This is a genomic window from Natrinema salinisoli (genome assembly GCF_020405205.1).
GTDB classification, from domain to species: Archaea; Halobacteriota; Halobacteria; order Halobacteriales; family Natrialbaceae; genus Natrinema; species Natrinema salinisoli.
Map to the genome: position 1 here is coordinate 16268 of NZ_CP084469.1, position 18260 is coordinate 34527.

Annotated in this window: 23 protein-coding genes; 6 read left to right on the top strand and 17 right to left on the bottom strand. The window is 65.5% G+C overall.

Going from position 1 to position 18260, the window contains the following annotated elements:
- Nucleotides 1-55 precede the first annotated feature (55 nt).
- Together LDB05_RS00075 and LDB05_RS00080 are read left to right on the top strand one after the other, a co-directional pair.
- Nucleotides 56-268 (top strand): hypothetical protein, encoded by a 213-nt coding sequence (locus LDB05_RS00075; protein ID WP_226005891.1) that lies wholly within the window; start codon nt 56-58, stop codon nt 266-268.
- Between the two features lie 33 nt (nt 269-301).
- Entirely contained in the window at nt 302-499 is a 198-nt protein-coding gene (locus LDB05_RS00080; RefSeq protein WP_226005892.1) for a hypothetical protein, read from the top strand.
- A gap of 37 nt (nt 500-536) precedes the next feature.
- Here LDB05_RS00080 and LDB05_RS00085 read toward each other — a convergent pair whose 3' ends face one another.
- The 10 genes from LDB05_RS00085 to LDB05_RS00130 form a co-directional block, all read right to left on the bottom strand.
- Nucleotides 537-791, bottom strand: a complete 255-nt coding sequence (locus LDB05_RS00085; RefSeq protein ID WP_226005893.1) for a DUF3194 domain-containing protein — start codon at nt 789-791, stop codon at nt 537-539.
- Nucleotides 792-1187 (bottom strand): prefoldin subunit beta, encoded by a 396-nt coding sequence (locus tag LDB05_RS00090; RefSeq protein WP_226005894.1) that lies wholly within the window; start codon nt 1185-1187, stop codon nt 792-794.
- A gap of 83 nt (nt 1188-1270) precedes the next feature.
- A complete protein-coding gene (locus LDB05_RS00095; RefSeq protein WP_226005895.1) occupies nt 1271-1819 on the bottom strand; it encodes a DUF2243 domain-containing protein in 549 nt (182 codons plus the stop codon).
- Nucleotides 1820-1901: 82 nt separating this feature from the next.
- On the bottom strand, nt 1902-2168 hold the full coding sequence (locus tag LDB05_RS00100; RefSeq protein ID WP_226005896.1) for a KEOPS complex subunit Pcc1: 267 nt from the start codon (nt 2166-2168) through the stop codon (nt 1902-1904).
- A 5-nt stretch (nt 2169-2173) separates the two neighbouring features.
- Nucleotides 2174-2308: a DNA-directed RNA polymerase subunit P gene (locus LDB05_RS00105; protein ID WP_006181151.1), complete on the bottom strand. Its 135-nt coding sequence runs from the start codon at nt 2306-2308 to the stop codon at nt 2174-2176.
- Nucleotides 2309-2323: 15 nt separating this feature from the next.
- Complete coding sequence (locus tag LDB05_RS00110) at nt 2324-2590, bottom strand: eL43 family ribosomal protein (protein WP_226005897.1); 267 nt, start codon at nt 2588-2590, stop codon at nt 2324-2326.
- An 87-nt stretch (nt 2591-2677) separates the two neighbouring features.
- On the bottom strand, nt 2678-2884 hold the full coding sequence (locus LDB05_RS00115) for a hypothetical protein (protein ID WP_226005898.1): 207 nt from the start codon (nt 2882-2884) through the stop codon (nt 2678-2680).
- A gap of 158 nt (nt 2885-3042) precedes the next feature.
- Nucleotides 3043-3804 carry a DUF2103 domain-containing protein gene (locus LDB05_RS00120; protein ID WP_226005899.1) on the bottom strand — a complete coding sequence of 254 codons (762 nt, stop codon included), beginning with the start codon at nt 3802-3804 and terminating at the stop codon, nt 3043-3045.
- 264 nt (nt 3805-4068) lie between these two features.
- On the bottom strand, nt 4069-4908 hold the full coding sequence (gene surE / locus LDB05_RS00125; protein ID WP_226005900.1) for a 5'/3'-nucleotidase SurE: 840 nt from the start codon (nt 4906-4908) through the stop codon (nt 4069-4071).
- Between the two features lie 26 nt (nt 4909-4934).
- Nucleotides 4935-5384 carry a zinc ribbon domain-containing protein gene (locus tag LDB05_RS00130; RefSeq protein ID WP_226005901.1) on the bottom strand — a complete coding sequence of 150 codons (450 nt, stop codon included), beginning with the start codon at nt 5382-5384 and terminating at the stop codon, nt 4935-4937.
- 93 nt (nt 5385-5477) lie between these two features.
- Between LDB05_RS00130 and LDB05_RS00135 the strand changes: the two genes are divergently transcribed.
- Nucleotides 5478-5999 (top strand): DUF8173 domain-containing protein, encoded by a 522-nt coding sequence (locus LDB05_RS00135; RefSeq protein WP_226005902.1) that lies wholly within the window; start codon nt 5478-5480, stop codon nt 5997-5999.
- A gap of 20 nt (nt 6000-6019) precedes the next feature.
- On the opposite strand, the gene LDB05_RS00140 is transcribed toward LDB05_RS00135, so the two are convergent.
- From LDB05_RS00140 to LDB05_RS00165, 6 genes are all read right to left on the bottom strand, one after another.
- The gene (locus tag LDB05_RS00140; protein ID WP_226005903.1) at nt 6020-6316 is read right to left on the bottom strand and encodes a hypothetical protein; all 297 of its coding nucleotides are present in this window, start codon (nt 6314-6316) and stop codon (nt 6020-6022) included.
- Nucleotides 6317-6441: 125 nt separating this feature from the next.
- Entirely contained in the window at nt 6442-7815 is a 1374-nt protein-coding gene (truD, locus tag LDB05_RS00145) for a tRNA pseudouridine(13) synthase TruD (protein ID WP_226005904.1), read from the bottom strand.
- A gap of 68 nt (nt 7816-7883) precedes the next feature.
- Nucleotides 7884-8657: an ABC transporter permease gene (locus LDB05_RS00150; protein ID WP_226005905.1), complete on the bottom strand. Its 774-nt coding sequence runs from the start codon at nt 8655-8657 to the stop codon at nt 7884-7886.
- Nucleotides 8654-9643, bottom strand: a complete 990-nt coding sequence (locus LDB05_RS00155) for an ABC transporter ATP-binding protein (protein WP_226005906.1) — start codon at nt 9641-9643, stop codon at nt 8654-8656. The genes LDB05_RS00150 and LDB05_RS00155 overlap by 4 nt, the downstream gene beginning before the upstream one ends.
- Before the next feature lie 201 nt (nt 9644-9844).
- A complete protein-coding gene (locus LDB05_RS00160; protein ID WP_226005907.1) occupies nt 9845-11215 on the bottom strand; it encodes a metallophosphoesterase in 1371 nt (456 codons plus the stop codon).
- A 103-nt stretch (nt 11216-11318) separates the two neighbouring features.
- The gene (locus LDB05_RS00165) at nt 11319-13217 is read right to left on the bottom strand and encodes a histidine kinase N-terminal 7TM domain-containing protein (protein ID WP_226005908.1); all 1899 of its coding nucleotides are present in this window, start codon (nt 13215-13217) and stop codon (nt 11319-11321) included.
- A 178-nt stretch (nt 13218-13395) separates the two neighbouring features.
- Here LDB05_RS00165 and LDB05_RS00170 point away from each other — a divergent pair, with 178 nt between their 5' ends.
- Entirely contained in the window at nt 13396-14352 is a 957-nt protein-coding gene (locus LDB05_RS00170) for a TIGR03557 family F420-dependent LLM class oxidoreductase (protein ID WP_226005909.1), read from the top strand.
- A gap of 119 nt (nt 14353-14471) precedes the next feature.
- On the top strand, nt 14472-15041 hold the full coding sequence (locus LDB05_RS00175; protein ID WP_226005910.1) for a GrpB family protein: 570 nt from the start codon (nt 14472-14474) through the stop codon (nt 15039-15041).
- A gap of 63 nt (nt 15042-15104) precedes the next feature.
- Here LDB05_RS00175 and LDB05_RS00180 read toward each other — a convergent pair whose 3' ends face one another.
- A complete protein-coding gene (locus tag LDB05_RS00180) occupies nt 15105-16730 on the bottom strand; it encodes a potassium channel family protein (RefSeq protein ID WP_226005911.1) in 1626 nt (541 codons plus the stop codon).
- Between the two features lie 137 nt (nt 16731-16867).
- Here LDB05_RS00180 and LDB05_RS00185 point away from each other — a divergent pair, with 137 nt between their 5' ends.
- A complete protein-coding gene (locus LDB05_RS00185; RefSeq protein ID WP_226005912.1) occupies nt 16868-18142 on the top strand; it encodes an aldo/keto reductase in 1275 nt (424 codons plus the stop codon).
- Nucleotides 18143-18260 lie beyond the last annotated feature (118 nt).

Consider the following 18260-nt stretch of genomic DNA (forward strand, 5'->3'; position numbering starts at 1 on the left):
ATCGACGACCGCGAGCCTCTACGCTTATATCGGACCGGTGACTCCACATCGGCACATGGATTCCCTCGCCATGCGCGATCACTGCCGACCGATCGCCGGCGACTATCCCGATGGAATCTACCGCGTCGTCGGCACGGGTGAGGACACCGTAACCCTATTTCGGGTCGGCGACGCCGAGGGCCGGCGGGTCAACACCGGCGAGATCGTCACGGTCCGCGACCGAGAATTCGAGGCCTTCGAACCAGCGGAAAACCCCGACGGGAACTGACCGCTCGGTGCGACGCTGGCCTCGAACCTCGAGATGGCATACTGGCGGTTTCAGGCCTTCGGTGAGCAACTGGTCGCACATCCGCTCCCGACAATAGTTGCAGCGATGCTCGTCGCAGTGGGGTACGTCGCTGACTCCGTCGGTCCCCTTTCGGAGCCCGTCGCGAGCGCGGTGCTGTTCGTCGGTGTTATCGGGATCGCGTTTGTCGGCAGCGGCTATCTGGATCGCTGAGCCGAGAGAAGGGGCGATCCCGATCCCGCCGGGCTCGCTACGCCTCGAACAGCTCGTCGACCGCCTGTCGCGCCGCGAGCGCGGCGTCGTCGGCGACCCGTTCGGGGTCGGGCTCGTCTTCGCCCTCCGGCGCGTTGAGGTAGACGTCGACCTCGAGGACGCCGTCCTCGAAGATCGCGGTCACGTCGTAATCGCGCACGTCGGACTGTTTGTAGTGTGAGAAGATGACGCCTTCCGCGGCGTCCGAGGCCGTCTGGACGACGGTCTCGTCCGACGGTTCCTCAGTCGGCATTTACGCGCCGCCGGCGCCCGGGCCGCCGGGGCCGGCCGGGCCGCCGCCCATGCCGCCACCGAGCAGGTCCTCGAGCTCCTCCTGGAGGCTCTCGAACTGGTCCTGAACGCGCTCTTCCTGCTTCTCGAGGGTCTCGAGACGGATCTCGAGCGAGTCGACCTTGTCCTCGAGGTCCTCTTCGGCCTGGTCGTAGTCGGTCTCGACGAGGAGTTCGCCGACGTTTCGGTACATCGTCGTTCCCTCGTCGATGTTGTCGAGTTCCTCGAGGGCGTTCTGGGCCTCGGTGAGGCTCGATTCGGCTTCCTGCTTCTGGACGGCGACTTCCTGTGCCGTCTCCTGAAGGTCCTGTAGCTGCTCGATTTTCTCCTGTGCCTCGGGCGGCAGGTTTCCTTGCATGTCTCGACCGTCGCCCTCCGCACTGATAAAGACCAGCTTTGTCTTCCACGTCGGGTGCTCGAGAGAGAACGGCGAATCCGGGCTCAGTCCCGACCGCGTCCGTCCGCCGTGACCGTGTCGTCGCTGGCTCCCGGCGACGCGGCGCTATCGGTCCGAATCACGAGGTAGCCGCCGCCGAGGAAGAGCGCCCCCCAGAGCAGGAAGAGCGCGTCCCAGAGGAGGAGCGGACCGGGACCGGCGGGCCAGACGTGGTGAATCCCGAGCAGCTGGTGATCGACGAGTCCCTCGACGAGGTTGAACGCGCCCCAGCCCATGATCACCGCACCCAGCAGCGTCCGCCCGGACGTGGGCACCGAATGGAACCGCCACGCGCGAGAGAGCAACACGACGCCGATGATGGTGAACACGTAGGTTGCGAGGTGAAAGAGCCCGTCGGCCATCACGTTGAGCTCGAGGTCGGTCGCGATACTCGAGTCCGGGTAGGACGACAGCATGTGGTGGATCTGGAGGATCTGGTGGAAGACGATGCCGTCGAAGAAGCCGCCCAGCCCCACCCCGAGCGCGAGGCCGGCGATCACCAGCGGCTTCGCGTCCCGTCGCAGTCCGAGCCACGTTCCGTTCCGGTCGGCCATAGAGCGGGTTCGGTGACGACGACGAAGACCGCGTTGCCTGCCGGTACAGGGATGGTTCGCCGTTCGCTGGTCGGACGATATCCTACCGGGACTCGAGAATATCGACCCCTGCGTCGGCGGTTCGCTCCGCGACGTCGATCAGGGAAAACCAGGTGTTCAGCGCCGCTCGCAGGGCGACGACGTCGTCGGCGTCGATCTCGATGAATACACGTGCCTCTTCCCGTTCGATAGTCGTCCGCGAGCGTTCGTCGTCGATCTCGCCGATTTCGCGAGCGACGGCTTCGGCAACGAGTTCGGCACGCGACCGCGTCTCGTAGTCGAACTCGAGAGTCGCGTCGTGAGAAGACACGGCGGTTACTGGACGTCGACTTCCTTGACGTCGCGGCTGCGTTCCTTCAGGAGCACGCGGTGGCCGCAGTAGGGACAGCGGACGCCGCCGTACTCGTCGAGCTGGACGTCGCGTTTACAGCGGGAGCATTTGTAACTCATACTGGGTAGAGAGCGTTATTCGTCGTCGTCTTCCGCGAGGGCCGCGCGGATGGAGCGCGTGACGGTGCGGCCGGCGGGGGTTTCCGGGCGGTACGCGCCGCCGGTGAAGACCTCGCCGGTCTCTTCGTTCTTCCAGATGCCGGTGCCGACGCGAGTGACGTCGTCGCCGTCGACTTCGGCGTTTTCCATGTCGTCTTCGATCTCGCTGACGCGACGGCGTGCGACGCGGCCGTAGCGGGCACCGAAGCGGCCAGCGCTACCGACCTGTCCTTTCTTGGCCATAGTGGTCATCTCTATCGCCAGCGGATTCTTAAACCTGTTGAGTCGCGACGGTTTCTGCGGAGACGCCGTTCCGTGGACCGACCCCGTTTACGGCCTACCGAATCGCTCGGCGACCGGCCATGCGAGCAGTTCCAGGACGACGACTGCGAGCGCGGCGAGGTATCCGACTACCGCGAGCGGTGCGGCGAGTAACCCGGTCCCGACACCCGTCGTCGCGATCACCGTGCGGACCAGGAGGCCGCTGACGGCCAACAGCGGGATCAGGGTGAGGACGGCGTCCGGTCGCTCGAGCATGGCTAATTATATCTAATTACAGCCCGCGGGTTAAGCCTCGGACAACCAGCAGGAACTGACACTTCCATCGGGCCGGCACAATATTTGCTGCGAGATTCTCCCGACACGGAAATCGACATCAGCGGCTGGCAGTCCGCAGAGACGACCAGTGAGGCCGACTACTGGAATTCCGCGTCCGTGAGCACGTCGTTGAGGTCCTCCCGGATCCGCTCGCCCATCTCCCGGTCGCGAGCGGTGGTCACGACGCGGTTTTCCTGCACGCTCGAGCCGTTTCGGAGGAGCATGCGAACGTTGCCGCCGTCGTCGGCGCGGGTCACTTTCGCGCGCATGCCGGACTGTGACCCCTTCCCGCCGGCGTCGATGGGTCCCGGAATGACCTTCTTGACGTGAGGGTGGCCCGCGACGGCCTGGATGGCCTGCATCCCCGTTCGGCCGCCGATGAGCGTCGAGTGGCTCCCGCCGATCTTTTCGGAAGGCGGTGTCTCGACGACGTCGAGCGCGCGGTTCCCGCGTCGCTCGAGCACCGCAGCGACCGGATCCTCGTCGTCGACGCGGTAGAAGGGGTGGTGAACGTCCTCGCGAACGGCGCGGATCACCGTTCGCGCGCCGCCGGCGTAGACCTCTTCGGGACGTTTCCGGCGGATCTCGTCGCCGATCAGTCCCGCGAAGTTCCGGAGTTCGATCGGCTCGTTCTCGCCGTCTTCGGGCGTCGTCGTGATCGTCGTCTCGCCGAGTATCTTCCCCTCGGGATCGGTATCGCGGTCTCGAGCCTCCGGGTCGTCCGGCTCGCCGGCCAGCATCGTGATGGTCGCCCTGTCGCGCGCCGCCTCGAGAACGATCGCCTCGGTGTTTTCCTCCCGACAGACCAGACAGAAGTCGCCGGGTTTCTCGAGCGGCGATGCACAGTGACGACACTCCATATCGGTGGATGGGGAGGCGGATGTAAAACAGGCCTGTTTTCGCCCCGATTCGGTCGTTCGACGGTGACTCGAGGCTCGACCGCTTCGAGACGTGCCCGTTCCCCGGACGGCGGCATCGGCGGCAGTCGGAATCAGGCTCCGCTGCCGCTCGCGATCGTTTCGCCCGGAGGGTTCCCGTCCGATATCGATAGGTTGGATACCCGTTGTGAGCCGACCGTGTAAATGTTACTGGCATCTGAGGTGACGGGAAATCAATAGGTAGCGTTACACAATGTCGTCGAGGATGCGTCGAACCGGTTCCGCGTCGACGATCTCGTAGGGGACCCTGAGCGGAGAGATCGACACTTCTTCCTCGAGGACGGCGTGGCGGTCGGTGTCCTCCCCGTCGGGAATGTCCCGGTTGGCCATCTGCTGCCAGAGTCGGTTGGTCAGCTGAAACGCGCCGTCCTCGAACGTGGCGTCCATCTCGTAGATTTCGGTCGGTCGCGTCAGCGCGAAACCGTTCGGTTCGCGATCGGGCCGGGGAACGTTGACGTTCAGGTAATCGACGCGGTCGAACAGCCCGGTGCCGGGCGCGCCGGCGACGAGGTCTGCTGTGATTTCGCCCGCTCGCTCGAAATCCGCCGGCTCGAGTTCCTCGTCGTAGCCCAGCGTGTCCAGCGAGACGGCGATCGACGGCGTCCCGAGGAACGCGGCCTCCATGGCGGCGCTGACGGTTCCCGATCGGGAAAAGACGTACGCGCCGAGGTTCGCCCCGGAGTTACAGCCCGAGACCACGATGTCGGGTGCCGGCTCGAGGCCCTTCGTGCCGACGATGGCGCAGTCGCAGGGGGTTCCGTCGACGGCGTAGCCGAGTTCGTGGTCGGTGTGGGGGACCGGGACGGTGAAGGCGCTGTCGGCCAGATCCACCGAGAGGTCGTCGTCGTCCGACGACTTCGTCCGACCGTAGGAGAGCGATCGGCCGACCGCGCTTCGGTTTCGGTCGGGCGCGACGACGGTGACCGTGCCGACCGCCGAAAGCGCGTCGTACAGTCCCCGGATGCCGGGCGCGTCGATCCCGTCGTCGTTCGTCAGCAGAATGTGGGGGTCCGAGTCCAGTTCCATTGCCTGGTCGTTGCGTAGCGAGCGAGCTACGTATCAGTTCGGTTCCCGGCGGACTCGCCGAACGTGCCCGCGAGTTTCGTCCCGCAGGCCGGACAGAACCGCGACCCCTCGGCCGCGACGGCGTCGCACTCCGGACAGGTTATCCCGCCGCTCGGCTCGGTGACCGACTCGAGGTCGTCGCCGCAGGTCGGACAGTAGTCGGCCGACTGCGGAACGTCCGCGCCACACGACGGACAGTTGGTCGCGTCGTCCCAGAGGACGCGGCGTCGAGACTTGCTGATGTAATTGTAGGCACCCCAGACGAGGTTTCCGACTCCCATCGAGAACCAGAACGTGAGGAGCGCGACGACGACGTGTGAGAGCACCGAACCGAACTCCCGATCGACCATCACGACCCGATCCGGCGTCTCCTCCTCGATCGTCCAGCCCTGAGCGACGAGCTCGTCGACCTCCCGCTGTAAGCGTTTGCTGTGCACGGGTGTAGTAGGGCCCGAACGAGGAAAAAGCTATCAGCGAACCCGGGGGTCGCCACCACCACAGTATATAGCCTCGACGGTCAGTTACGGAATATGAGTGGACTCGAAAACGCGACTCTCGCGGTTGCAGGTATCGCACAGGCTGATCCCGGCGTCAACGTCGATATCGGAGCGACCGGCGGACTCCTCGGCGGCGCGATCGGCGCTTTTCTGACCACGCTGGTCGTCGGCGCGATCCTGATCGCGATCGTTCCCGAGTACACCGACCGGATGATGGGGGACGTGCTCGAGGACCCCGTGGGGACCTTCGCCTACGGGATCGTCTCTCTGATAGCGATCGTGCTGGTGATCTTGCTCCTGTTCATCACCATCATCGGGGCCATCGTCGCAATTCCGCTCGCCCTGGCCGCGTATCTGATCTGGGCGGTCGGTGCTGCGATCGCCTACCTCGCGATCGCCGACCGACTCGTCGGGCGCAACGACGAGTGGTTCAAGCGGCTGCTGGTCGCCGCCGCTCTGAGCGGCGCGCTCGCACTGACCGGTGTCGGCGGCATCCTCGCGATCTGTATCGGTGCCGCCGGGTTCGGCGCCGTTCTCCGGGAGTACCTCGAGTGAGCGCGTGAACGGTGGCTACGTCACCACGGGAGATATCGCCGGAGCCGAGCCACGACTGACGACCGGCGGCGCACTCGCAGCGTCGTCCCCTCGGCGTCGAACACCGCTTCCGACGCGGGGATCCGTTCACCGTCCGGCAGCTCGAAGTACTGATCGCCCGCCGGAACCGTCCCGCCGCTGCTCGCGCCGAACAGCGTCTTCGATCGCCCCGTCGGTTCCGGGACGGGTTCGCTGTACTCGATTTCGTACACCGTTTTCCCGTCCTCGGTCGTCTTCCGCCAGTCGACGATCTCGCGGGTCTCGCTCGTCCCGATCATTCTCGAACGACCCTCGTCGTCGGACACTGAGTCGCGGTGGCCATCACGCTCGTTGGGTACTCGCCATACCGACCTAAAACCCGCCGGCTGTCGCGTCGGGAGCGACGGTATCGAGTCGGTGCCGGTCAGCCGAGATCGACCGGATCGACCTTCAGGTACTCCCGCGAGACGACAGTCGCGTACGATCCCTTCGGAAGCGCGAACTCGAGGGTCAGCGGGTCCGTCTCGAGGCGCAGGTCCGTCCGGAGAAGCATCGCGCGGCGCGTCCCGCTGGAGTCGAACTCCCCTGGCAGATCGAAATCCGCCGTCCCGAGCCCCAGTTCGTCGAGGACCGCGCGTTCGATTTCCCCCTGCTCGCCGTCGGCGAGCTCCGTCTCGGTGCCGACCAGCGGCGCGGTGACGAACGCCCGGCCGCGCTCGCAGTGGCGGGTCACCGACTCGACCCGGCGCTCGTCGACGCGCTGGAGGCGGTCCGTGTCGGGGAGTTCGAGTCCGTCGGGGGCGTCGGTATCGGCGAAGCAGACGACGTCGCCAGCGACCGGCCGATCGAACGGCAGGCCGCGCTCGAGGCGCTCGCTCAGCATCAGGTTGAACGCGTAGGACTGTGCCGCGTGGACGAACAGCCGCTGGAGGTTCGATGGGACCCGCTCGAGGGCCTCTCTGAACTGTTCGGGCCCGGGGTCGCCGTCGTACTCGGCCAGCGCGTGGATCATCGAGCGCTCGTAGCGGAGGCGGTGTGGCACCCGCTCGAGGGCCTCCTGCCAGTCGCGGGTTTCCTCGACAAAGGCTCTAGCTTCCTGCGTCCCCTCCGGTTCCGCCTCGGTCGGGTTGCCGAGATAGGCCATCACCGCACCCTCCCAGTCGTCGCGAGCGATCGCGAGCCCTACGTTGTGGGTAACCGGCCGACGGCTCCCGAAGCGCTGCTGGCCGAAGAAGTTGGGGACGCCGATGGACGCGTCGGCTTCGGCGTCCGAATCGCTGTCGTCACCGGCGGCGGCCTCGAGGCCGCCGAACTCGCTCAATTCGTCCGTGATTGTCGCGGCGCTTTCCGGCCGCTCGGGATCAGTGACGACGAGTTCGAACTCGTTGCCCGCGAGGTCGCCGAACTCGAGGTTCCGGCCGGCCCGCCCCAGGACCTCGATCTCGACCCCGTCGATTTCGGGGAGGTCCTCGGGGTCGGCGCCGTAGACCGAGAACAGCTGCGTCGTTATCGCGTACTTGTCCTTCGTCCCCGCCCAGTTGACCTGCTCGCGGGAGATGCCGAGCGCGTCCGAGAGCCGCGAGGCGAAGTCGTTGGTGTCCCACCCCTGCAACGTCGCGCGGAAGACGAGATGCGGATAGGCGTCCGTCGGCGCGTCGACCGGCTCGGTGTCGAAGCGCTCGAGTTCGCGCACCTGAAAGTCCGCGTCGTCCTCGCGAAGGCGGCCGCCGACGCCGTCGGCGTCGCTGACGTAGTACTCCATACCGACAGCCTGCTCCGTGGGGTGGCCTGAGCGCATACTGATTGGCGACGATTCGAGTGCCGGGCGTAAATCGGTTCGTTCTCGCGGGCGAGCGCTCCCCTCTGTCAGTCCGTTTGGGGGATCGACCGCGCGCCCAGCGCGAACGCGAGGACGGCGAGGACGGCGAGAATACCGAGGTTCGCGAGCGCGGGATCGACGCCGGCCACCGCGGGCGTCTCCGACCCCGAATAGGTCGCCGCCCGCACGCCTCGAGCGAAGTGCGTCAGCGGCGAAAGGTTAACGAGCGGCTCGAACCAGCCGGGGAGCTGCTCGAGCGAGACGAAGGTCTCAGAGAGGAAGAGCAGCGGGAGCCCGATCCCGTTACTGGCGGCGACCGCGCCGTCCTGTGAGTCGGTGTAGCTGCCGAGCATCGCGCCGACGCCGCAGAAGCAGACGACGCCGACGAGGACGTACGGCACCAGCAGCGGCGAGAAGACGATCTCGGCGCCGGTCAGCAGTATGACGAGTCCGAGGATGAGCAGGCTGGCGAGCCCGATGATCGCTGCGTTGACGGCCGTCTGGGCGAGCAACCACTCGCCGCGGGTCAGCGGTGTCGTCGCGAGCTTCTCGAAGCGGCTCCCCTCGCGGTGGCGCGCGACCTCGCTGCCCATCCGCGACAGCGGCGTGAAGAGGACGACCACCGCGAGGTAGCCCGGCACGTAGAACGCCGCCGGCTCGGTGAACAGGCCGCCGCCCGCGGGATCGGTGCGGATCAGCGCGCCGAAGATGACGATCAGGATCACCGGGAAGAAGAAGGTGAAGAAGACCGCCGTCCGCCGGCGGACGAACGAGCGCCAGCCGGCGCTGGTTTCGGCGCGAACGCGTCCCATCCGACTCACGCCGTCTCACCCGCCTGTGCGAGATCCGATTCGCCGGTTCCGCCGTCCCCGCCGCCCAGTCGCTCCGTCCGCGCTCGCTCGGTCGCGTCGGCCAGTTCGAGATAGACGTCCTCGAGGTCCGGTTCGGCCCACGAGAGCTCGGTGTACTCGATATCGCGCGCCTCGAGGTAGTCGACCACCGTCCCGATCGCGGCGGGCTCGATGTCGCGGACGATAACGCCACTGTCCGGGTTTCGGCCCCGACCACCCGCCGCGCGTTCGACTGGGTACTCGAGGTCGGCGAAGGCGTCCGGATCGGCCGCCGTTTCGATCGTGAGTCGGCTCGAGCCGCCGTGGTCGCGGACGAGGGCCTCGGGTGTGCCCTGCGCGACGAGGCTCCCATCGGCGAGCAGGCCGATGCGGTCGGCGAGGCGTTCGGCTTCGGCCATGTCGTGGGTCGTGAGGACGACGGTCGTCCCGCCGGCGGCGAGATCCTCGATCAGCCCCCAGACGGTGCGACGACCGGCGGGGTCGATGCCGGTCGTCGGCTCGTCGAGAAAGAGGAGGTCGGGGTCGTTGACCAGCGCGGAGCCGACGCAGACGCGCCGTTGCTGCCCGCCCGAAAGGTCCTCGTACCAGGTTTCGCCGGCGTCGACCAGACCGACGTCGGCGAGGACGTCGTCGGGATCGCGCGGGTCGTCGTACAGTCCCGCGTAGTAAGACAGGAGTTCGCGGGCGCTGAGGCGGGCCGGCGGCGAGAACTCCTGTGGCAAGACGCCGAGCCGGTCGCGATCGACGGCCGCCGGCGACTCGCCGAGGATCCGCGCCGTTCCCGTATCGGGCTCGGTCGTCCCCGTCAGCGCGCGGACGAGCGTCGTCTTGCCGGCCCCGTTCGGCCCGATCAGTCCGAACACCTCGCCGCTCTCGACGGACAGCGACGCCCCCGACAGCGCCACCGTCTCGCCGTAGCGCTTCTCGAGGTCCGTCGCATCGACTACGGCTGTCATACGGGTCGGTAGCTGCGGGTGCCGGGTAAGCGGTTCGATTCCGCCGATACCGATCCGACCCGCTTGCGCGGAAGTTTATCTATAGTTTTTCGGGGTACTTCGACTGGGACCGTCTCTCGGCTACGGACCGCACGAGGCCCGAGCGACGAGCATCGTCCACGACTCCACGAGCGCCCGATTTCGGTGCCGGACTCGAGCCGATCAGTCGGTCGCTTCCGGCGCGTGGACCGTCTCCGGTTCCGGATTCTCGACGACGTGGCGATCCGGCAGGTCGGGGACGGGCTCGCGGCCGACCGTGAAGAACCGCTCGGTGCGCGTCAGTTCCTCCGTCGCGGGGCTCGGTTTCGTGAACCGCTCGAACTCGACGGCGACGCCCGCGGCATCTGACGCGGTCTCGCTCTCTGACTCGGGCGCGATGCGAACGGCGGCCAGCTGGTACGACGGGTAGAACACCGGCGGGAGGATTCCGATGATCCCGTCGCGACGGTGGAGGCGCTTGAGCCACGTGCCCGTGTTGACCAGCACGCCGCCGTCGACTTCCTTCAACATCGGGCGGTGGGTGTGCCCGAAGCAGAAGATCGTCGTCTCCGGCTCCGCCGCGAAGACCTCGCGAGCGCGCTCCTCGTACGATTCGACCGGATCGACGGTGAGCTCCGTCTCGAACACGCCGAAGCGATCGATCGTCTTCCTGATGTCTCGACGGATGAAGTACAGCGGAATCCCGATGAGCAGGAGCAGCCCGGCGACGGCGACGTTGAGCGTGAGGAGGAACCAGGCCGCGGTGCCGGCCCTGCCGAACTGCTCGAGGAACGCCTCCGTCCAGGTAACCGGTAGCGACCAGATCCCCGTCAGATGCAGCCCCGCCAGTACCGAGAGGAGGGCGCTGATATTGAACAGCAACAGGAACGGCACCAGCGAGTAGCGTATCAGCGGATTCATCTCCCGGTAGAAGTACTTCGAGAGGAGCCAGATCGGCATTCGCTCGGTCGGGGTGACCGCCTGCACGTCCTTCAGCCAGTTGTACCGGCCGCGGTCGGAGAGCTGACCCGCCCGGCTCGTCACGAGCGTGTTGTAGTAGTAGCCCAGCGGCGTCGCGTAGGGGTTCCCCCAGTCCTCGATCCGGTTGTTGGCGTCCTGCTGGTGGCCGTGCTCGAAGTGGATCGCCTGGTCGCCGACCGTTCGAACGATCGACTGGTCCTGAACGAGGTCCACGTTGTACGCCGCGAACCGATCGACGTACTCGTCGTACGCCGCGAGCTCGTGGTCGTGATTCCCCGGCAGCAGCGTGATAGGGATATTCTCCCCCGTCGCTCGAAGTTGCTCGAACAGCTCCGGATACGTCTCCTCCAGGACCTCGAACTTCTCGAGCCCGTCGACCGTCGTGAACTCCCAGAGCCCGAACGCGTCGCCGTTGATGATCAATTCCGCGTTCTCGTCGGTCCGCGCCAGCCGCTCGAGGAAGGCGCGCAGCTCGCCGAGAAACGCAGCGTCCTCGAGCTGTTCGTCGCCGCCGATGTGGAGATCGCTGATCACGTAGTAGACACGATCATCGCCGTCCGTCTCGGTGGCCATCGTTACCAGCCTGTGGCTCCACCTCGAAAGCTGTTGCCGTCCGCGTCTCGCAGCGTACCGCGGTCGAGTTCGCCCCCGGCTCGCGGCCCCGAACCGATCGGGATCACTCGGTGCTCCGCCTACCGAGTGGCGGCAGGGCGGGGTCGTCGACATCGGACTGATCGACGCCCGAAATTTCGAATCGCGCACCGCCGTCGGCGGCGTCGGTCACTGCGATCGACCAGCCGTGGGCCGTGACGACGTCCCGGACGATCGCGAGCCCGAATCCGGTCCCGTCGGTAGCCGTCGTATATCCCTCTTCCAGCACCGATTCCTTTCGGTCGTCCGGAATCCCGGGGCCGTTGTCTTCGACGTAGAACCCAGTTCCATCGGCGAGACGACCGACACGAACGGTCGGACTCGCATGGTCGTCCTCCTCGTCGCTGGGCGTTCCGTGTTCCAGACTGTTTCGGAACAGGTTCTCGAAGACGTTCAGCAGTCGGTCCCGATCGGCGACGACCGAGCAGTCGTCGCCGAGTTCAAGCGTCGCCTTCCGCGTCTCGACGTTCGCCCACGCGTCCTTGGCAACGACCGAGAGAGTGACCGACTCGGTTTCCGTAATCGCCTTCCCCTGCCGGGCGAGCGCGAGCGCGTCCTCGATGATGTCGCCCATCCGGTCGTGTGAGCGCTCCACTTCCTCGAGGTACTCGACGCTGACGGAAACCTCCGCCGGCCCGTCGTCAGCGTCGGTGTCCTCGACCTCGCTCAGTATCGTCTCGAGATAGCCCTGTGCGACGTTGAGCGGGTTCCGGAGGTCGTGGGAGACGATTCCCGCGAACCGGTCGAGCCGTTCGTTCTGATACTCGAGTTGCTCCTTCTGGAGTTCGAGTTCCTGTTCCCGCGCTCGGAGTTGGTCCTCGCGGCGTTTCTGTTCGGTGATGTCGTGAATCAGGGCGACGTGTCCGACGGGGTCGTCATCGTCGCCGAGTGCCGAAACCCGAACGTCGTAACACCGCTCTCGGTCGTCGAGCCGGACCCACAGTTCCTCCCGAAGTTCACGGACCGGCTCCGAGCCGTCGAGGACGGCCTCGAGGTCGCCGGCTCGGAGGACGATCTCGGACGGGACGAGCGCCGTCACGTGTTTGCCGACCGGCCGGCCACCCCCGGCCAGCCGCTTTGCAGTCGAGTTGACGTCGACGACGCGATCGTTCCGGTCGAAAACGATGATCCCGTTGTCGACCGCTTCGACGACGAAGTCCCTGGCCAGCGGCACCACGGCTCCGCGTTGCGAGCCCAGTACCGAGAGCAGCCGATCGACGGGGACCTTCTTGGCGACCGTGATACTCGAGGTCCCGACGATGAGCAGCGTGCCGAACGCGAGATAGGCAAGCGGCAGCAGCATGAAGTGAGGAGGGGCCGGACTCACCTCTGCGAGCGAAAAGAGCGTCATCGACGTGGAGCCAACGGTGGTCACGATGATAACGAAGGCGATCCGCCGATAGACGTTTCGCGAGCGCAAGATCTTCAGCGAGAGCATCGTGCTGTGGACCACCACGAGCGCGTACGACAGTCCGAAGACCGCGTACGTCCCCCATTGCAAATCGTACTCGAGGAGAGAGACCGAGCCGTGCGCGACCCGCGGGTCGACGAACATGTACCCGTGAACGTGGTTCGTCGCGACGAGAACGAGCGTTGCGACGGGAAAGAGGAAGAGAGCGACGAGACGAGGGCGGGTGAGCCAGTCACCGCGACCGGTAAAGTGAAACACAAAACACAGGGTTGTAACGGTCAGTAACGGTGGTACTACCAGAAACGACCGAAACCAGAACAGCTTCAGCTCCAGCGGGACGCTCGAGACGGTGCACAGTGTCAGAAACGCCCACAGACCGACCGAGAGCTGAACGCTCGACCCCCAGGTTTCGACCGGCCCGGACCGGTGTCGCCACGTGACGATCGCACCGACGGTCGCGAGGAGTGTCGCGAGCAATAGCGGGACGGTGTACGGCGTCAGTTGCCACGTCATGGGGTGCGAAGAGACTGTTCTCCATACCTCTCTCCTAAGTGTGTATAAAGACGGCGGCCGTCACCGAGGGAGAGATTTCGCTTACCGGTACTCACGGCACAGCAACCGGCGACCCGGCATCGGATCCTGCCCTCGCAGGCTCAACCGTTACCCCCCGATTCGTGGTAGAGGTTCGGGAATGACACAGCTCGGATACACCCTCTCGAGCGAGGAACACGGCCCGAACGAGCTCGTCGAGATCGCCCGCCGCGCCGAGGACGCCGGCTTCGACTTCCTCTCGATCTCGGATCACTTTCACCCGTGGGTCTCGGCGCAGGGGGAGTCGCCGTTCGTCTGGTCGACGCTCGGCGGCATCGCGACGGTGACCGACGACATCGAGGTCGGCGTGGGCGTCACCTGCCCGACGATCCGGATCCACCCGGTCAACGTCGCCCACGCCGTTGCGACCGTCGACGAGATGCTCGGCGACCGGTTTACCTTCGGTGTCGGCACCGGCGAAAACCTGAACGAACACGTCACCGGCGAGCACTGGCCCGAACACGGCGTGCGCCTCGAGATGTTAGACGAGGCGATGGACGTCATGCGCTCCCTCTGGACCGGCCAGACAACGAGCCACCACGGCGAGTACTATACGGTAGAGAACGCGCGGCTCTACACCGTGCCCGACGAGCAGCCGACGACGATCGGGAGCGCCTTCGGCCCGCAGACGGCCGAATGGGTCGCGGAGACAGCGGACGGGCTGTGGTGTTCGGGCCCGAAATCGGAGCCGGTCGAGGCCTACGAGGGCGCCGGCGGTGACGGGCCGAAATACACCCAGCTACACGGCTGCTACGCCGACAGCGAGGACGAAGCGATCGAAACCGTCTACGAACAGTGGCCCAACGGCTCGATCCCCGGCGAACTCGGTCAGGAGCTCCCGACGCCGGCCCACTTCGAGCAGGCGGCGGAGATGGTCGAAAAAGAAGATATCGCTGAAGCAGGCACGACTACCGAGCCCGACCCGCAGGCCCACATCGACAGCATTGAGCAGGCAATCGACGCCGGCTACGATCACGTCTATTTCCACCAGATCGGACCCGACCAGGAGAAAGCGATCGAGTTCTACGCGGCGGACGTGTTGCCGTCGTTCGAGTGAGGCAGTCCCGGTGGTTTTGCTAGTGGCCAAGTGAGGTGTACCAGAACTGCAACCGCCGACGGACGTTGGGTTCCGTTCGGATGGTAGGATTCAAGTGTCAGACACGTGTCCGCGAAACAATGGTCAATGCGAACGACGATCCGATCGAACTCGTTCCGGCCAGACACGACACGTGGCGCGAGTGCTTCGTCGCCGAACGTGACCGCGTGTCCGACGTGTTGACCAGCGAATCTCTCGAGGCTACCGTAGAGCAAATCGAACACGTCGGATCGACCGCTGTCCCCAACCTCGCCTCGAAAGATATTGTCGACCTCGATATCGTCGTCGCGGACGATGCGGTGAGCGACGTCTCCCGGACGCTCAAGTCCGAACTCGGCGGGGACCGCATCGAGAACAGCGATCAGTGGCATCCCGTCTTTCGCTGCGACGGTGGTCAGCGGTTCAACGATCACGTCTTCGCGACCTCGAGCGACGGCTGGAAGATCAGCGTCGTCACGCGCGACGTCCTTCGCGCGTACCCCGCGCTCCGTACGGAGTACGAAACGCTGAAGCGCGATCTGGCAGCCGACCACGACGACCTCGTCGCCTACTCCGAGGGGAAGACCGCGTTCATCGAGCACATCCTCAACGTCGCGCGCTCGGACGACGATCTGACGGTCGCGTTCGATATCCCGACGATCGAGTCGTAGCTGGATGGAACCGGCGACCGATCGCTCGCGACGGACCGTTCCGTTTCCCCACCGTTCCGAGGATCAGCACGCGAACGCGACGAACCGATTGACTGCGTCGTCGCTTCCCGCGACGATCAGCATGTCGTCCTCGCGGACGACGAACTCCGGCCCGAGGTCGGTCAGCAGTTCGTCGCCGCGCTCGACCGCGACGATGGTACACCCGGTTCGCGCCCGCAGGTCCACCTCGCCCAGGCTCCGGCCGACGATCCTCGGGGCGGTCGTCCGAACGAGTTCGAACTGGGTTTCGGGCGTGAGGATCTCCTCGCCCTCGATCAGGATGGAGTCGAGCATCCGACCGGTCACCGTCGACAGCGACAGGACGTACTCGGCCCCCGCGCGGTAGAACTTCGGAACGTTCTCGGTCTCGTTCGCTCGCGCGATGATCTCGATATCGGGGGCGACCTGCTTGAGAACCAGCGTCGCGTAGATCGTCGTCGCGTCGTCGTTGAGCGTAAGAATGACCGCCCTCGAGTCGGCGACGTCGGCAGTCTCGAGAATCGCTTCGTCGGTAACGCTGCCGACGATGTCGACTCCCGGTTTGTCCTCGAGATCGACGACAGATGTCGAGACACCGCCAGATGCCAGGGTTTCGACCGCGGTTCGTCCGACGACACCGTACCCGCCGACGACGACCCGATCCGGGTTGTGGGGCAGCGACGATACCGTCCGCGATTTCAGCTCGGTGAGGTCGTCGCGGCGACCGGCGACGAGCAGGATCGTGTTGCCGTCGATCACGTTTTCCGAGCCGGGGACGGGGACGAACTCGCCGTTGAACCAGGCACCGATGACGGTGATTCCCATGCGGTCCCGGATCCCCGATTCAGGGATCGTCTGTCCGACGAGGTCGCTGTGATCCTGGACCAGCAGTTCGGTCACCGCGAGGTCCTCGCTGAGCTCGATCGTGTCCCGGAGTTCGGCCGAAACCGTCGTCGTCGCCTTCGCCGCGAGGCTCTGGCCGAGCACCCGCCGCGGGCGGACGACCTCGTCGGCCCCGGCGTAGCGGTGGTAACTCGCGACGTCGCCGTTCTCGACGACGCTGACGATCTCGAGATCGCTCGAGAGCTCTCGCGCCGTGAGGATCACCATCGCGTTGGTCTCGTCGTCGATGTCGGTGACGAGTGCGCTGGCATCGCCGGCGTTCGCCGCACGCAGCGTTTCCTCCTGATCGAGTTCGCCGTAGATGGCGTTGGTCCCCTCATTGTTGAGATCGACGACGAGCTCGGCGTCGTCGTCGACGAAGACGTAGGGCTCGTTCGCCGCCTCGAGCTCCTGTGCGAGCACGTCGGATCGTGGTGTGTACGAGCAGATGACGACGTGATCGGTGAGGTCGGTCGTCTCCGGCGGCCGATCCTCGAGGGCCTGCCGGAACAGCGGCACGACGATCAGCGGTAATGCGAGGAAGACGAGCAGGACGCCCGTGAGATTCATTACGACCACGAACAGGTTCATGACGGTGCTCTCCCAGGGGGCATCACCGCCGAAGCCGGCCGTCGTCAGCGTCTCGATGACGGTCTGGATCGACTGCGCGTACGTCTTCGTTTCCCCTTCGAAGGCGGCCATCCCCAGCTGATAGAGCCCGGCGTAGACGAGCACGAGGACGAGAACGGCGACCAGCGAGAGGACGATACGCCGCCACCAGTAATTCATCATCGGGAGGTGACTGTCGAGTGGTTTGTAGCTTCGGGACTCGGCCAACGACCGTCCCGGAGTCGGATCTTTGAGAAGGCCCCTATCGGTCTCGGCGGAGAGAGGGTCTTCGTTCCGCCTCGAGGTAGATTTTTGTGATGGAGGTAGTACACTCACAGAACGTGAAAACGATCTCATTGACAGACGATGCGTCCGATCGTCTCAGAGCCGAAAAACTCGAAGAGGAGAGTTTCAGTGATGTCGTCCGACGATCGACGGAAGGTGTGTCACTCGAGCAGTACTACGGTGCCCCGAGTGACGAAACGGCGGACGAACTCGAGACGATCATCGACTGCCTATCGCAGGCAGTCGCCGCTTCCCCACTCGTTTTGACCCTCGCTACTGAACCACCTTCCATGGAGTACACGACGCTCGGCAACACGGGCACGACGGTATCGAAGCTCTGTTTCGGCACGTGGCGTTTCGGAAAGGAGAGCGACGGGACCGTCGAGACGAACCGCGAGGAGGCCCACGACCTCCTCGACGCCTGCTGGGAGCACGGCATCAACTTCATCGACACCGCGAACGTCTACGGCGATCCCAACGGCAAAAGTGAACGCTGGATCGGCGAGTGGCTCGAGGATCGGGGCCACCACCGCGAGGACGTCGTCCTCGCCTCGAAGGTCTACTTCCCGTACGATGGCCGGGGCGAACCCGGACCGAACGACTCCGGCCTCGGGCGCAAGCACATCCGCGCCCAGATCGAGGGCACCCTCGAGCGGCTGGGCACGGACTACCTCGATCTCTACTACATCCACCGCTGGGACGACGACACGCCGATCCGGGAGACGATGCGGACGCTCACCGAACTCGTCCGCGAAGGCAAGGTGCACTATCTGGGAGCCTCGAGCATGGCCGCCTGGAAGCTCACGAAGGCGCTGTGGACTAGCGACGTCGAGGGCCTCGAGCGGTTCGACGTCACCCAGCCGATGTTCAACGCCGCGAATACGGACGACGTGGGCGACTATCTCGACGTCTGTGCGGATCAGGACATCGCCGTCTGTCCGTACTCGCCGCTGGCCGGCGGGTTTTTAACCGGAAAGTACGAGCGTGCCGAGGACGGAGCCGTCGTCGCGCCCGACGGTGCCCGCGGTAGCCTCACCGATCTCTTCGAGGATCGATACACCAGCGAGACCGCGTGGGAAGTCCTCGAGGCCGTCGAATCCGTCGCCGACGAGGTCGACGCGACGCCCGCGCAGGTCTCGCTGCGCTGGCTGATGGACCAGGATCGGTTTACCTGCGTGCCGATCGTCGGCGCGCGGACGCCCGACCAGCTCGAGGAGAACGTCGGCGCGGTTTCGCTCGAGTTGAGCGACGATCAGTTCGAGCGGATCGACGCGGCGCGGGGCGCGGACGAGAGCGGGTATCGCTGAGGCAACTATAGTAGCTACTGCAAGTCACTGCACACCGGATCGCACGAAGCTGTGCGATCAGTTATGAATAGTTGTAATGACTACTATAGCGTCCTGCTATCGTGGCAACAGGGAACCG

Excerpts from the sequence above, each read along its gene's own strand:
- LDB05_RS00120 (WP_226005899.1), bottom strand. The coding sequence starts at position 3,804 with ATGGAGTGTCGTCACTGTGCATCGCCGCTCGAGAAACCCGGCGACTTC.
- LDB05_RS00075 (WP_226005891.1), top strand. The coding sequence starts at position 56 with ATGGATTCCCTCGCCATGCGCGATCACTGCCGACCGATCGCCGGCGAC.
- LDB05_RS00115 (WP_226005898.1), bottom strand. The coding sequence starts at position 2,884 with ATGCTCGAGCGACCGGACGCCGTCCTCACCCTGATCCCGCTGTTGGCC.
- LDB05_RS00160 (WP_226005907.1), bottom strand. The coding sequence starts at position 11,215 with ATGGCCACCGAGACGGACGGCGATGATCGTGTCTACTACGTGATCAGC.
- LDB05_RS00180 (WP_226005911.1), bottom strand. The coding sequence starts at position 16,730 with ATGAATTACTGGTGGCGGCGTATCGTCCTCTCGCTGGTCGCCGTTCTC.
- LDB05_RS00090 (WP_226005894.1), bottom strand. The coding sequence starts at position 1,187 with ATGCAAGGAAACCTGCCGCCCGAGGCACAGGAGAAAATCGAGCAGCTA.
- LDB05_RS00185 (WP_226005912.1), top strand. The coding sequence starts at position 16,868 with ATGGAGGTAGTACACTCACAGAACGTGAAAACGATCTCATTGACAGAC.
- LDB05_RS00155 (WP_226005906.1), bottom strand. The coding sequence starts at position 9,643 with ATGACAGCCGTAGTCGATGCGACGGACCTCGAGAAGCGCTACGGCGAG.
- LDB05_RS00095 (WP_226005895.1), bottom strand. The coding sequence starts at position 1,819 with ATGGCCGACCGGAACGGAACGTGGCTCGGACTGCGACGGGACGCGAAG.
- LDB05_RS00165 (WP_226005908.1), bottom strand. The coding sequence starts at position 13,217 with ATGACGTGGCAACTGACGCCGTACACCGTCCCGCTATTGCTCGCGACA.
- LDB05_RS00175 (WP_226005910.1), top strand. The coding sequence starts at position 14,472 with ATGGTCAATGCGAACGACGATCCGATCGAACTCGTTCCGGCCAGACAC.
- surE (WP_226005900.1), bottom strand. The coding sequence starts at position 4,908 with ATGGAACTGGACTCGGACCCCCACATTCTGCTGACGAACGACGACGGG.
- LDB05_RS00080 (WP_226005892.1), top strand. The coding sequence starts at position 302 with ATGGCATACTGGCGGTTTCAGGCCTTCGGTGAGCAACTGGTCGCACAT.
- LDB05_RS00135 (WP_226005902.1), top strand. The coding sequence starts at position 5,478 with ATGAGTGGACTCGAAAACGCGACTCTCGCGGTTGCAGGTATCGCACAG.
- LDB05_RS00105 (WP_006181151.1), bottom strand. The coding sequence starts at position 2,308 with ATGAGTTACAAATGCTCCCGCTGTAAACGCGACGTCCAGCTCGACGAG.
- LDB05_RS00170 (WP_226005909.1), top strand. The coding sequence starts at position 13,396 with ATGACACAGCTCGGATACACCCTCTCGAGCGAGGAACACGGCCCGAAC.
- LDB05_RS00085 (WP_226005893.1), bottom strand. The coding sequence starts at position 791 with ATGCCGACTGAGGAACCGTCGGACGAGACCGTCGTCCAGACGGCCTCG.
- LDB05_RS00110 (WP_226005897.1), bottom strand. The coding sequence starts at position 2,590 with ATGGCCAAGAAAGGACAGGTCGGTAGCGCTGGCCGCTTCGGTGCCCGC.
- truD (WP_226005904.1), bottom strand. The coding sequence starts at position 7,815 with ATGCGCTCAGGCCACCCCACGGAGCAGGCTGTCGGTATGGAGTACTAC.
- LDB05_RS00140 (WP_226005903.1), bottom strand. The coding sequence starts at position 6,316 with ATGATCGGGACGAGCGAGACCCGCGAGATCGTCGACTGGCGGAAGACG.